This window comes from Qipengyuania triglochinis (assembly GCF_054655615.1).
In genome coordinates, this window is sequence record NZ_BAAHND010000001.1 from 554,036 (window position 1) to 566,969 (window position 12,934).

The window sequence follows — 12,934 nt, forward strand, 5'->3', positions numbered from 1 at the left end:
GCGGTCTAGCGCTGGTCGTCGGACTTGGAAAGCGCGTCCAGGGCAGCGTGCCAGGGGAGGAGGATTGCCCCGTGGCGACCGGGAAATTCCCGCGCAACCTCGATTTTGTCGAGATCGGGCCATGACGGCAGCGGGCCATTTTCGCTTAGCCAGCTTTCGAGCGAAGCAAGCGTATCCGCAATTTCCGACTGCGATCGTCCCTCGGCATGCCGGAGGAAAATGGCCGCAGCACCCTGTCCAACCGCACAGGCCTGCGCTTGTAATCCCACCTTGGACATTCCCGGAAAACTGGACATCCGGATCACGCTTCCACAGCTACGTGAGCGCGCTTGCCCTTTGAGAGGCGCGGTTTCATCATATGGTTTGCCTGCGAGTTCGACTGCCAGAGCCAGCAGGTCAGGCGTATATAAAGCACCTTTTGGGCTTTCGCTCATCCTGATTAGGCTCCGGCATCTGAATTATCGCTGCTTTCTTCACGTAGTTTGGCGCGCCGCTGCGCGAGCACTTCCACCATCGAGCGCGATCCGGAATCGATCAGTTCATAGCTATGAGCGGTTGTCATCCATGTGGGCCGCCCGCGATAATCCCATACGGAATCGTAACCCAGGACAAGCACCGAGAAGGCGATGATCACGATGATGAGGCCCTTCAGGGCACCAAAACCGAAACCGAGAACGCGGTCAATCGGTCCGAGCAGCGAGCCGCGTGACGCCCTGCCGACATTGTTCGCGATGACCTTCATGGCCGCGTAGGGGATGAGTAGAAGAAAGGTGAAAGCCAGGACCGAGGTGGTGACGTTGGCGCCAATGAAATCCTGTAGCTGCACGGTCAACGGCGTATGCAGATAGCGAATAGCCAGGGCTGCAAGGATCCAGGCCCCCAAGGATAGAACTTCCTGCAGAAAGCCGCGCAGGAACCCACCAATGGCAGCTACGCCAACAATCAGCAGAACAAGAAGATCGAAACCCGTCATACCGGCCCTTTAACCCCAAGAACTGAGCGGTTTATTAACTGCTCATCACCCGGTCAACGAGGTTCGCCAATTGTCCCAAGCCTTCATAGCGCAGCTTTGAGGCGCTATTCTTCGGATCAGCGGGACCGTAACCACGATCGAAACCGAGCTTTGCCGCTTCTCGGAGCCGTACGCTGCCGTGGGCGACGGGGCGGACTTCGCCAGCAAGGCTTACTTCGCCCAGCCACACGCTGCGTTCCGGCAAAGGTTTGTCTGCCAGCGCGCTGACCAGAGCGGCAGCCACGGCAAGATCGGCTGCCGGGTCGGAAAGGCGATAACCGCCGGCGACATTGAGATAGACCTCGGCCGAACTGAAGGAGAGGCCGCAGCGCGATTCAAGAACCGCAAGCAGCATCGCCAACCGCCCATTGTCCCAGCCGACCACAGCCCGGCGGGGGGTCGCACCCGATTGCAATCGGACGATCAGAGCCTGAATTTCCACCAGTACCGGGCGTGTTCCTTCCATGGCGGGAAAGACCGAACTACCGGCCATAGGTTGCTCGCGCCCGGACAGGAACAGCATCGAAGGGTTCTCGACCTCTTCCAGCCCTTCCCCTTCCATCGAGAAGACACCGATTTCGTCGACCGCGCCGAAGCGGTTTTTAAGCGCTCGCAGGATACGGTATTGATGGCTGCGCTCCCCTTCGAAGCTCATAACCACGTCGACCATGTGCTCGAGCACGCGAGGACCAGCGATATTGCCATCCTTGGTCACGTGACCGACCAGCACCAGCGCAACACCATTTTCTTTGGCATAGCGGATTAGTTCGAATGCACAGCCGCGGACCTGGCTAACCGTCCCCGGCGCGCCCTCGATCGTGTCGGAATGCATCGTCTGGATGGAGTCGATGACCAGGAACTTCGGCGTTTCCATCTGACCCAGTGTCGTCAGAATATCGCGGACGCCGGTAGCCGCAGCCAGCTTCACTGGCGCATCGGAAAGACCCAGCCGCGCAGCGCGCATTCGAACCTGCCCTGAAGCCTCCTCGCCACTGACGTAAGCAACGCTATGTCCTTCGCGGGCGACCTTTGCCGCGGCCTGAAGCAGCAATGTCGACTTCCCGATGCCCGGATCGCCGCCCATGAGGATAGCGCTGCCGGGTACCAACCCGCCGCCCAGAGCACGGTCGAACTCTGCAAGGCCGGTCTTCTGGCGAACGGGCATTTCGCCGGGTTTGTCCAGATCTACGAACTCTACTGCCCTGCCGCCACTCGACAGATCGTGTTTGAGCGAGAAAACGGTCGCGGGCGCTTCTTCGACCAGCGTGTTCCATTCAGCGCAATCGGCGCATTGCCCCTGCCAGCGGTGGGACACCGATCCGCACGCCTGGCAGATATAGCGTTTCTTCGGCTTGGCCATGGCCGTTCAACTAACAGAACATTTCCGGAACGCAATTGCTTTCCCATGCGGTACTGTGCACAAGCAATAGCGATGCGGCAAAAGGAACTCAGGATCGCGCTCGTCTGCTATGGCGGCGTCAGTCTGGCCGTCTACATGCATGGTGTCACGCGCGAACTATGGCAGCTCGCGCGGGCAAGCCGCGACTTTCATGCCTCTTCCGGTGATCGAGGCGGCGTCCACCAGGTCTACCGTGATCTCCTGCGCCAGGTAGAAGAGGATGGCGCACTGCGTCTGCGCATCATTCCCGACATCATGAGTGGAGCAAGCGCTGGGGGCATTAATGCGATTTTCCTGGCGCAGGCGATTTATTCAGGGCAAAGTCTCGAGCCGCTAACCAATCTCTGGCTGGAGATGGCTGATGTCGACCGGCTGACCGATCCGGGCGCGAAACTGCGCTGGAGAGGCGGGAAAATCTGGGCTCAGCCGCTCGCTTCGTGGCTTCTCAATCGTCCCGGTAACGAAATATCGAGCGAGGTTGCACCCGAAACGCGCGACGAAGTGCGGCGCAAGGTATCGCATTTGATCAGGGGCCGCTGGTTTGAACCTCCCTTTTCCGGTCTCGGTTTCTCGCGCCTGCTCGAACAGGCGTTTACGGCCATGGCCGCTACGAAAATCGAAGCACCTTTGCTTCCGCCTAACCACCCCCTCGATCTTTTTGTCACGGTGACCGATTTCTACGGCTATCTGGAATTGCTGCGGCTGCACAGTCCGGAGGTGGTCGAAGATACCGAGCACAGGCTGCCGATCGCGATCAGGCGCAAAACCCCGTCTGCAGGCGGACAGAATCTTGCCGATACTCTGGAGCTGGTGATGTCGGCGCGGGCCACCGCCAGCTTTCCCGGAGCGTTCCCTCCCCTGCGGCTGGATGAAATTGATCGCCTCGCGGATGAGACCGGGCGGACATGGGAAGGACGCGATGCGTTTCTGGAGCGGATCATGCCCGTGCATGTGATGCATGGCGATACCGATAAGGTTTCACTGATCGACGGATCGGTACTGGTGAACAAGCCGTTCGGCGGCGCGATGGCGGCTCTTCGCGGGCGCCCTGCCCAGCGCGAAGTTGACCGGCGCTTTGTCTACGTAGATCCGCGACCCGATCGATATGCGCATCGGCGCGACATGGAAGCGGGGGAAGTGGGCTTCTTCTCGGCCATTTTCGGATCGCTCTCCACCATCCCGCGCGAACAACCTATCCGTGACAATCTTGAGCAGCTTGAAGAACAGAGCCGCGAGGCCGAGCGCCTTTCGCGCATCGTTGCGGCGCTGCGACCAGATGTCGAGAGCGCGGTCGACCGACTGTTCGGTCGCACACTGTTCCTCGACAGGCCTACGGTAAAGCGGCTGAAGAACTGGCGTCAGAAAGCCCAAGATGCTGCGGCGAACCAGGCTGGCTATGCGTTTCATGCCTATGCGCAGGCGAAGCTGAGCGGGATCGTGTCCCGAATCGCCCGTCTGGTCTGGGATGCCGCTCCTGCGCTGCACCTGCCGGATGCCGCGCCTATCGAAGCCGCCATCCGGCGCGAACTGGCTCAGCGTGGTTTATCGAGCCTTTCGGCCCCCTCGGGAGGCGCAACTGATGAAGCGATCACTTTTCTGCGGGAGCATGATATCGGTTTCCGCATCCGGCGCCTTCGATTGCTGGCGCGACGTCTGGCCAGGGATTGGGAAGCCGATCCCGAAATTTCAGACGAGGCGCTAGAGGTTGGCCGGGACGCGATATTCAAGATCATGGCGCTTTATTTCGAAAAGGAAGGCCCGGCCTCATTGGGAGACGAGTTTGCCGCCGTTGCTCAAGATGTTCTGGCCGAGCCGGGTGCCGTACTCGATTTCATCGAGCAGCGGCGCCTGCTGATAGAGACCGACAATCAAGCAGAAGAAATGCTGGCGGAGACGCTTGAGCCTATGCCGGCCAATCTCAAACGGCGGATGCTATTCGCTTATCTGGGGTTTCCATTTTACGATGTCGCAACGCTACCCTTGCTGCGCAACGAAGGGCTAACAGAGTTCGATCCGGTCAAGGTCGACCGGATAAGCCCCGACGATGCGAAAAGCATTCGCGACGGGGGCACCCGGGCAACTTTACGGGGTGTGGAGTTCTACAATTTCGGCGCGTTCTTCAGCCGGGCCTATCGTGAAAACGATTACTTGTGGGGCCGCCTACACGGGGCGGAAAGAATGATCGACCTGGTCCTGTCCACTGCGGGTCAGTTGGAAGATTTGCGGACCTCACGCACGTTCAAACGCCGCGCCTTCCTTGCCATACTTGACGAAGAAGACGCGGCGAAACGTTGCGGGGCGAGACTCCTCAACCAGATCAGAAGCGAGGTGAAGGAACGCCTCGCCGATTGATCAGGCGCCAAACGCCGTTTTGATCTTCTCAAAAAAGCCCTGGCTCTGCGGGCACTCATCGCCAGTTTCCAGTTCTTGGAACTGCTCCAGCAGAGCGCGCTGTTCCTTCGAGAGCCTGGTAGGCGTTTCGACCGCGATCTCGACGACCATATCGCCGCGCCCACGGCCCTGAAGGACAGGCATGCCGGCGCCGCGTTGGCGCAATTGCTTGCCCGACTGGATACCGGCGGGAATTTCGAGCGTCAGTTCCTCTCCATCCAGGCCGGGGATCTCGATGGATCCACCCAGCGCTGCTTTGGTGAAGCTGATCGGAACACGCGTTGCTAGCGTAGTTCCCTCTCGCTGGAATATTTCGTGAGGCTTCACGTGGACGAAGATGTAGAGGTCTCCCGAGGGAGCACCGCGAGGCCCTGCCTCACCCTTGCCGGAAAGCCGTATCCGCGTCCCGGTATCTACGCCGGGAGGAATGTCGACTTCGAGCTTCTGCGGTACGTCGATCCGCCCCTCGCCGCGGCAGTCGCGACAGGGTGAAGTAATGACTTCCCCAGCGCCGTGACAATTGGGACATGGGCGTTCGACCACGAAAAAGCCCTGTTTTGCGCGAACATTACCCTGCCCGCCGCACAGGTTGCACGTCCGCGCATGCGTCCCGGGCTGTGCGCCCGATCCGTGACAGGTGTCGCAGGACTTGCTGACCTCAATTTCGATTTCGGTGGATTTGCCATGAAAGGCCTCTTCCAGCCCGATCTGCATGTCATAGCGCAGATCGGCTCCGCGGCGCGGACGCGCACGGCCACCGGCACCGCCGCCGAAGGCAGACCCGAAAATCGTCTCGAATATATCGCCGATATCGCCGAAGTCGGCATTACCATGCGCGCCTCCGGGTCCACCGTTCTGAAAAGCGGCGTGGCCATACTGGTCATAGGCAGCGCGCTTCTGCGGATCTTTGAGACAGTCGTAAGCGACGCTGATCGCCTTGAACTTGTTCTCGCTTTCGGTGCACCCCGGATTGCGATCCGGATGATGCTTCATCGCAAGCTTGCGATAGGCGCTCTTGATGGTGGCGCCGTCTGCATCACGGCTGACGCCAAGCACTTCGTAAAAATCGATTTCGGTAGCTGACATAACTTTCCCCGCCCTAAAACTTACCCCCACCGGAGCTTGGCACCGGCGGGGGTATGGTTTTCATGAGGCGTCTCAGTTCTTCGCGTCTTCGTCGACTTCCGAGAATTCGGCATCGACGACTTCTTCTTCCGAACCGCCTTCGCTTCCGGCAGCTGCGCCATCGGTCGGAGCATCGGATGCTGCATTTGCCTGTTCCTGCTCGTAGATCGACTGGCCCATCTTCATCGCACTCTGCGACAGGTCCTGCGCCTTGGCATTGATGTCATCGGCATCGTCACCTTCAAGCGCGGTCTTGAGTGCTGCGACCTTCTCTTCAACTTCGCTCTTCAGCGAAGCGTCGATCTTGTCGCCATGCTCTTCGAGCTGCTTCTCGGTCGCATGAACGAGGCTATCGGCCTGATTGCGTGCCTCTGCACTTTCGCGGCGCTTCTTGTCTTCGTCCGCGAACTTCTCTGCATCCTGTACCATCTGGTCGATGTCGCTATCGGACAGACCGCCAGATGCCTGGATACGGATTTGCTGTTCTTTGCCGGTGCCCTTGTCCTTGGCCGAGACGTTCACGATGCCGTTGGCGTCGATGTCGAAGGTCACTTCGATCTGGGGAACGCCGCGCGGTGCGGGAGGAATGCCTACCAGGTCAAACTGGCCAAGCATCTTGTTGTCCTGCGCCATTTCGCGTTCGCCCTGGAACACGCGGATCGTAACCGCCTGCTGGTTGTCCTCGGCAGTCGAGTAGGTCTGGCTCTTCTTGGTCGGGATCGTGGTGTTACGATCGATCATCTTGGTCATGATGCCGCCAAGCGTTTCGATGCCCAGCGAAAGCGGGGTCACGTCGAGCAGCAACACGTCCTTGACGTCGCCCTGGAGAACGCCAGCCTGAATGGCTGCGCCCATGGCGACGACTTCATCGGGATTAACGCCGGTGTGCGGCTTCTTCCCGAAGAATTCTTCGACCACTTCGCGAACCTTGGGCATGCGGGTCATACCGCCGACGAGGATGACCTCGTCAACGCCGCCCTTGTCGATGCCTGCGTCAGCAAGAGCCTTCTTGCAGGGCTCCAGCGTGCGTTTGATCAGATCGCCAACCATCTTCTCGAGATCCGAACGGCTGATGGTTTCGACCAGGTGCAACGGAGTGGATGAACCGCCTTCCATACGCGCGGTGATGAAGGGCAAGTTGACCTCGGTGGTCTGCGCCGAGCTCAATTCGATCTTGGCCTTCTCGGCTGCTTCCTTGAGGCGCTGCAGAGCGAGCTTGTCGCTCTTCAGATCCATGTTTTCTTTCTTCTTGAACTGCTCGGCAAGGTATTCGACGATCGCGCTGTCGAAATCTTCACCGCCCAAGAAGGTGTCGCCATTGGTCGACTTAACTTCGAACACGCCGTCACCGATTTCGAGGATCGAGACGTCGAAGGTACCGCCACCAAGGTCATAAACGGCGATGGTCTTGCCGTCGTCCTTGTCGAGACCATAAGCCAGCGCAGCAGCGGTCGGTTCGTTGATGATACGCTCGACTTCGAGACCGGCGATCTTGCCGGCATCCTTGGTCGCCTGACGCTGCGCATCGTTGAAGTAGGCGGGCACGGTGATGACGGCCTTCTCGACCTTTTCACCGAGATATTCTTCGGCCGTTTCCTTCATCTTCTGGAGGATGAAGGCTGAAATCTGTGACGGGCTGTAGTTGTCACCTCCAGCTTCGACCCAAGCATCGCCGTTCGAACCCTTGACGATGTCATAGGGGACCAGTTCCATGTCCTTCTTGGTCATGGGGTCGTCGAACCGGCGACCGATGAGCCGCTTGATCGCGAAAAGGGTGTTGTCGGGATTGGTAACTGCCTGGCGCTTGGCCGGCTGCCCAATGAGACGCTCACCATCCTTGGTGAAAGCGACAATCGAAGGCGTGGTGCGCGCACCTTCGGAATTCTCGATTACCTTGGGCTTGCCACCGTCCATCACGGCGATGCAGCTGTTGGTTGTGCCAAGGTCGATACCGATAACTTTACTCATGGTTTCCCCATCTGTTTCAAATCGTTGGACGCCGCACAGCTGGATTCCCAATTCTGGCGAAACCTGTCGGCGGCTCGAATAAAGAAGTGTATTACGGGGGCGATATAGGAGCGCTTTTTCTTGGCACAAGGGATGCGCTCCGCTAGTTTTTGGCCACTGTAAAAGAGGGAAAACCCATGAAGAAGCCGATCATCGCCGTGGCCCTGTTGGCTGCCTCGCCACTCGTACTTACCGCCTGCGAGAGCGCTGAAGAGACCACTTCTACGCCTGCGGAAGAAGGCCGGATTGCCGGTATCGAGATCACGAATGCTCGTCTCGTATTGCCGCCAGTGTCCGGCAATCCGGCTGCCGTCTATTTCGATATCGCCAACAACGGTGACCGCACTTTAGCCTTTCGTAACGCGGAAGTTACCGGTTCCGGCAAAGCAGAAGTCCATGACACGATCATGGAAGATGGAAAAATGGTCATGGGAGAGGCCCCTCCAATCCTTGTTGAAAGTGGTTCTACCGTTCAATTCGCGCCGGGCGGAAAGCACGTGATGGTGTTCGATCTGGGGCAGGATGTATCGGAAGGATCGACGGTCGAAGTCACATTGATCGCGGCAGGCAACAAGCGGCATAGTTTCGACGCCGCGGTTCAGGCTGCCGGTGACGCCCGCTGACCGATAGCCGCGACACGCTGGGGGTCGAAAGCCATTCCGCCCCTCCCCCTGCCGGTTGCGCGGCAGGGGGCGAGCGCCTTCTGACATCTGGAGAAGTTGCCTTGGCGCGCAGCGTTTTCGCCGACGCCATCGACTATTCGCGAGTCACAGTCAGGCGCCGAAAGTGGTTTCCGTTCCAACCGCGCAATATTACCATGGCCCCACGTGGCCACCTGCATTTCCATCCTGCCTCGGAAAGTTATTGCGACGATTTTTCGAAAGTTGGCGTTTTGCGGCAGGGATTGCTGATCCACGAGTTGACGCATGTCTGGCAGACCCAGACCAGAGGAAGCTGGTATCTCGTTACGCGTCGCATGCCGTGGGCGCGCTACGACTATTCTCTGAAACCTGGATGGTCCCTCGAACGCTATGGCATCGAGCAGCAGGCTGAAATCGTGAAACATGCCTTCTGGTTGCGGAAGGGAGTTCGATTGGCGGGCGCAGGACCGGTCGAAGCGTACGACCTATTGGTCAATTTTGATCGCCAAGAGGGCCAATAAAACGGGCCGCCCCGGATGAGAGGCGGCCCTTAATTTAAATTTAATCAGTTCCAGTAGCGTGCATAGCGGTCATCATACCGGCAATCATCGTCGACGTAACGGCCATCGCCATAATACCCGTCGCACTCATCGTTCTTGTCGGTCGCGTAACCAACCACACCGCCGATAGCGGCACCGGCGAGTGCGTATGTCTCGATATCGCCATCGGTCAGCGCGGCGAGACCGGCTCCCAGAGCAGCACCGGCCCCTGCGCCTTCGACCGCGTAATTCTGCGCACAAGCGCCGAGGCTCAGACTGGAAAGGGCGAGTACGGGCGCAAACAAGATTTTGCTTTTCATGGCATTTCTCCGTCGTTGTCTTGTCGCGAAAATACGGAAGAAGCAGCCATGCGTTCCCGGTCAGTCGTAAGTAACGCCGGCTAAACCCTGACCACCGTCGGCGATGAAGGCGTCAATGCGCTCTTCGAGCGCTGGCAAGGGCACCGAACCCAGCGACAAGACGACATCGTGAAACTTGCGAATGTCGAAATCATCACCGAGCGCATCTTCCGCCTTCGCACGGACGCGGCGGATGGTCATTTCGCCCAGTTTGTATGCCAGCGCCTGGCCCGGCCAGCTGATATAGCGATCGATCTCTGTTTCGACCTCGCGATCGGACAGGGCGGTGTGGCTCGAAAGATAGTCGAGTGCCTGATCGCGGGACCAACCATATTGATGGATGCCGGTATCGATAACCAAGCGCGCGGCGCGCCACATCTCATAGGACAATTGACCGAAACGTTCGTAAGGGGTTCGGTATATCCCCATCTCGTTGCCGAGGTACTCGGTGTATAGCCCCCAGCCTTCGCCGAAGCCGGAAAAATAGGTTTGGCGGCGGAAGCGCGGCGCGTCTTCACGCTCCAGCGCGATGGCAGCCTGGAATGAATGGCCCGGCGCACATTCATGCATTGTAAGCGCGGGTATATTGTAGACCGGACGGGAGGGAAGATCATGGGTGTTGATCTGGCAGTATTCGAGACCGCCCCGGCCAGCGGTGTAGAATGGTGCTATCGCCGGATCGACCGGGCGGATGCCAAAGCGATAACGCGGGAGGAATCCGAAATAGTCGCCTATTTTATCATCGACACGCTTCGCCGTGTAGGCAGAGACACCCATCAACTCATCGGGTGTGTTCGCCACGAACTGCGGATCTGTCCTTAAGAAAGTGATGAATTCGGCGAGCGTCCCGTCGAAGCCTGCGTCTTCCTTTGCCTTCTCCATTTCGGCAGTAATCCGCGCTACTTCTTCCAGACCGATTTGGTGGATCTGTTCTGCCGTCAGGTCGAGCGTAGTGTATTGCCGGATTTGCTGCGCATAGTATGCCTTTCCATCGGGAAACTCACTCGCCCCCAGTGTGGTGCGGGTCTGCGGCAGGTAAGTGTCGCGGAAGAATGTCAGGAGTTCACGATAGGCTGGCGTTACGCTCTCAGAGATCGCTTCACGACCAGCTGCCTCCAGGCGGGTCTTATCCTGATCTGAAAAACGGTCAGGTATCTGCGCAAAAGGGGTCCAGAAGGGGCTGTTTTCCGGTTTCGCGGTAACAAACGCCTCGATTGAGACGTCCCGTCCTTCCAGCGTGATCCGCGGGACACTAAAACCGCGCTCCAGACCGGCAGTGGCATTAGCGATGTGCTCATCGAACAGGCGTGGGAGATCGCGCATCCGGCCGATATAATTCTCATATTCGTCGACCGTGGTCAGCCCGCCGCGAGGCGTGAGGTAGGACCAGAAATTACTATCGCTATCGAACGGCATTTCCCACTCGGAGAAGCGGGCATCACCTATGTCATTTTCGAGAAGGGTCCGAAGCACCAGAGCGTTGGTCCTGGCTTCAGGAGACAGTGCGTTTCTGTCGATTGCGTCCAGTCGCTCAAGTATCTCTGCGTAGCGCCCCGCCCGCTCTTGCTGGCTTTGCGGTGTAACCGACCAGTAAGAGTCGCCCAGTTCGGTTTGACCGCTCTCCGTTTCGGTCATGCCATAGGCGGCCAAGCCGTAATCGTAATACTCATCGCCGAGAGCCATGACTTTCTCGTCGGCAGTTTCCTGCGCGGCCAGCGGTATGGCAAAAGCGGATGCGGCAAGGGCCGCACTCGTTAAAAGGGCGGCCCTCATGTTCTAATTCTCCAAGTCTTGTCGAAAATCAGTCTGGCTTCTTCGCAACGCCGACCATGGCCGGGCGCAACAGACGATCCTTGATCATGTAGCCCGCCTGCATTTCCTGAACGATCGTTCCAGCTTCGACTTCATCGGTCGGAATTTCCATCATGGCCTGATGCTGGTTCGGGTCGAGCGGCATGCCTTTTGCAGCAATCCGCGTAATGCCGTTCTGAGTGAAGACCTTGTCGAGTTCACGCTGGGTTGCTTCGATACCAGCAACAAAGCCCTTGAGTTTCTCGTCCTCGCGCAGTTCGGCAGGAACAGCCTCTAGCGCACGAGCAAGGTTGTCCGCCACGCTCAACACATCGCGGGCAAAACCCGTCGCCGCATAATTACGGGCGTCCTGGACATCCTTTTCCATACGCCGGCGTACATTCTGCGTCTCCGCCTTGGCATAAAGGACATCCTGCTTGGCAGCTTCGAGGTCTCCACGCAGGTTGGCCAGCGCTTCTTCGAGCGCTTCCTCGGCTGCTTCGCCTTCATCTCCGTCTTCACGCAAATGCTCTGGCACGCCTTCCATCTCGCGTGCCACTTCATCGTCGACCGCTTCGTTCTGCGGTTCGTTATTCGTGTTGTCAGTCACTTGAAAACCCTGTCAGCCTATGCGTTTGCCCAAGGAACGGGCCGTGAAATCCACCATGGGGACGACCCGCGCGTAATTCAACCGAGTTGGTCCAATCACACCGAGTACTCCCACAACCTTGCCATCACGATCTCGATAAGGCGAGGCGATAACGGATGACCCGGAAAGCGAAAACAACCGGTTCTCGCTTCCGATGAATATCCGCATGGCTTCTGCCTCCCGCGCGCTCTCGAGAAGAGAGGAAACCGACTGCTTGTTTTCTAGGTCTTCCAGCAAGGATCGGACCCGCTCGATATCGGAAAGTGCGCTATCATCGAGAAGGTTGGCCTGCCCGCGGACAATAAGCACCGGACGGTTGGATGCGTCCTCTGTCCAGACCGCAATGCCGCGCTCAACAAGATCGCGGCTTGCGTCGTCAAGGGCGGTGCGGCCACTGGCGACCTCTTGCTCGATAAGTTGCGCTGCTTCTGCCAAAGTCCTGCCAGCGACCTTCGCGGTAAGAAAATTGCTCGCCTGTTCGAGCGAGGTACCGAGTGCTTGAACAGGCAGCGCCAAAATCCGGTTCTCGATATGCCCATCTTCCCCTACAAGAACTGCCAGCACGCGGTTTGCATCTAGTGCGGTGAGCGACACTTGGGCCAGCCGGGGCTCCCTTCGCGGTACCATCACCATGCCGGCAGCCCCGGACAGATCGGACAATAGTGCACTTGTCCTTTCCAGTGCGCGCTCAATCGGACCGGGTTCGGAAATGCGCTGCTCGATTGCGACACGCTCTTCGGCAGTAGGCTCGGCCACCTGCATCATCGCATCCACGAAGAGGCGAAGTCCGCTGTCGGTAGGCATTCGTCCTGCGCTGGTGTGGGGCGCAGCGAGAAGACCACGATGTTCCAGCTCTGCCAAAACCGATCGTATCGAGGCAGGTGACAGGTTCACCCCGCCCTCACCCGCCAAGGCTTTGGAACCCACCGGCGATCCGCTCTCGAGGTAGCCTTCGACGACGAGCCGGAAAATGGCGCGGGCGCGATCGGATAAATCGGTAAGCGGAGGAGCGTTCATGTAG

12 protein-coding genes are annotated in these 12,934 nt (G+C 58.7%); 3 read left to right on the forward strand and 9 right to left on the reverse strand.

Annotated features, from left to right (window positions below; all coding sequences use genetic code 11):
• Nucleotides 1–5: 5 nt before the first annotated feature.
• From ACYQ0G_RS02810 to radA, 3 genes are read right to left on the reverse strand one after another with little or no spacing between them, the layout of a single operon-like run.
• Nucleotides 6–434 (reverse strand): iron-sulfur cluster assembly scaffold protein, encoded by a 429-nt coding sequence (locus ACYQ0G_RS02810; RefSeq protein ID WP_460099052.1) that lies wholly within the window; start codon nt 432–434, stop codon nt 6–8.
• A gap of 5 nt (nt 435–439) precedes the next feature.
• On the reverse strand, nt 440–973 hold the full coding sequence (locus tag ACYQ0G_RS02815; RefSeq protein ID WP_460099054.1) for a CvpA family protein: 534 nt from the start codon (nt 971–973) through the stop codon (nt 440–442).
• 34 nt (nt 974–1,007) lie between these two features.
• Nucleotides 1,008–2,372, reverse strand: coding sequence for a DNA repair protein RadA (gene radA, locus ACYQ0G_RS02820; protein WP_460099057.1), 1,365 nt, complete (start codon nt 2,370–2,372; stop codon nt 1,008–1,010).
• A 72-nt stretch (nt 2,373–2,444) separates the two neighbouring features.
• Here radA and ACYQ0G_RS02825 point away from each other — a divergent pair, with 72 nt between their 5' ends.
• Nucleotides 2,445–4,763 (forward strand): patatin-like protein, encoded by a 2,319-nt coding sequence (locus ACYQ0G_RS02825; RefSeq protein WP_460099060.1) that lies wholly within the window; start codon nt 2,445–2,447, stop codon nt 4,761–4,763.
• Here ACYQ0G_RS02825 and dnaJ read toward each other — a convergent pair whose 3' ends face one another.
• Nucleotides 4,764–5,888: a molecular chaperone DnaJ gene (gene dnaJ / locus ACYQ0G_RS02830; protein ID WP_460099062.1), complete on the reverse strand. Its 1,125-nt coding sequence runs from the start codon at nt 5,886–5,888 to the stop codon at nt 4,764–4,766.
• Between the two features lie 72 nt (nt 5,889–5,960).
• Nucleotides 5,961–7,895 (reverse strand): molecular chaperone DnaK, encoded by a 1,935-nt coding sequence (gene dnaK / locus ACYQ0G_RS02835; protein ID WP_460099064.1) that lies wholly within the window; start codon nt 7,893–7,895, stop codon nt 5,961–5,963.
• A 176-nt stretch (nt 7,896–8,071) separates the two neighbouring features.
• Between dnaK and ACYQ0G_RS02840 the strand changes: the two genes are divergently transcribed.
• Nucleotides 8,072–8,557: a copper chaperone PCu(A)C gene (locus ACYQ0G_RS02840; RefSeq protein ID WP_460099066.1), complete on the forward strand. Its 486-nt coding sequence runs from the start codon at nt 8,072–8,074 to the stop codon at nt 8,555–8,557.
• Nucleotides 8,558–8,658: 101 nt separating this feature from the next.
• Nucleotides 8,659–9,096 carry a vgr related protein gene (locus ACYQ0G_RS02845; RefSeq protein ID WP_460099069.1) on the forward strand — a complete coding sequence of 146 codons (438 nt, stop codon included), beginning with the start codon at nt 8,659–8,661 and terminating at the stop codon, nt 9,094–9,096.
• A 44-nt stretch (nt 9,097–9,140) separates the two neighbouring features.
• Here the strand turns inward: ACYQ0G_RS02845 and ACYQ0G_RS02850 are convergent, their stop codons facing one another.
• From ACYQ0G_RS02850 to hrcA, 4 genes are read right to left on the reverse strand one after another with little or no spacing between them, the layout of a single operon-like run.
• Entirely contained in the window at nt 9,141–9,434 is a 294-nt protein-coding gene (locus ACYQ0G_RS02850) for a YMGG-like glycine zipper-containing protein (RefSeq protein WP_460099071.1), read from the reverse strand.
• A 60-nt stretch (nt 9,435–9,494) separates the two neighbouring features.
• Nucleotides 9,495–11,246, reverse strand: a complete 1,752-nt coding sequence (locus ACYQ0G_RS02855) for a DUF885 domain-containing protein (RefSeq protein WP_460099072.1) — start codon at nt 11,244–11,246, stop codon at nt 9,495–9,497.
• Nucleotides 11,247–11,274: 28 nt separating this feature from the next.
• Nucleotides 11,275–11,874, reverse strand: a complete 600-nt coding sequence (gene grpE, locus ACYQ0G_RS02860) for a nucleotide exchange factor GrpE (protein WP_460099075.1) — start codon at nt 11,872–11,874, stop codon at nt 11,275–11,277.
• Between the two features lie 12 nt (nt 11,875–11,886).
• Entirely contained in the window at nt 11,887–12,930 is a 1,044-nt protein-coding gene (hrcA, locus tag ACYQ0G_RS02865; protein WP_460100598.1) for a heat-inducible transcriptional repressor HrcA, read from the reverse strand.
• Between the last annotated feature and the right edge of the window lie 4 nt (nt 12,931–12,934).

Excerpts from the sequence above, each read along its gene's own strand:
- dnaK (WP_460099064.1), bottom strand. The coding sequence starts at position 7,895 with ATGAGTAAAGTTATCGGTATCGACCTTGGCACAACCAACAGCTGCATC.
- ACYQ0G_RS02840 (WP_460099066.1), top strand. The coding sequence starts at position 8,072 with ATGAAGAAGCCGATCATCGCCGTGGCCCTGTTGGCTGCCTCGCCACTC.
- ACYQ0G_RS02855 (WP_460099072.1), bottom strand. The coding sequence starts at position 11,246 with ATGAGGGCCGCCCTTTTAACGAGTGCGGCCCTTGCCGCATCCGCTTTT.
- ACYQ0G_RS02815 (WP_460099054.1), bottom strand. The coding sequence starts at position 973 with ATGACGGGTTTCGATCTTCTTGTTCTGCTGATTGTTGGCGTAGCTGCC.
- radA (WP_460099057.1), bottom strand. The coding sequence starts at position 2,372 with ATGGCCAAGCCGAAGAAACGCTATATCTGCCAGGCGTGCGGATCGGTG.
- hrcA (WP_460100598.1), bottom strand. The coding sequence starts at position 12,930 with ATGAACGCTCCTCCGCTTACCGATTTATCCGATCGCGCCCGCGCCATT.
- ACYQ0G_RS02825 (WP_460099060.1), top strand. The coding sequence starts at position 2,445 with ATGCGGCAAAAGGAACTCAGGATCGCGCTCGTCTGCTATGGCGGCGTC.
- ACYQ0G_RS02850 (WP_460099071.1), bottom strand. The coding sequence starts at position 9,434 with ATGAAAAGCAAAATCTTGTTTGCGCCCGTACTCGCCCTTTCCAGTCTG.
- ACYQ0G_RS02810 (WP_460099052.1), bottom strand. The coding sequence starts at position 434 with ATGAGCGAAAGCCCAAAAGGTGCTTTATATACGCCTGACCTGCTGGCT.
- dnaJ (WP_460099062.1), bottom strand. The coding sequence starts at position 5,888 with ATGTCAGCTACCGAAATCGATTTTTACGAAGTGCTTGGCGTCAGCCGT.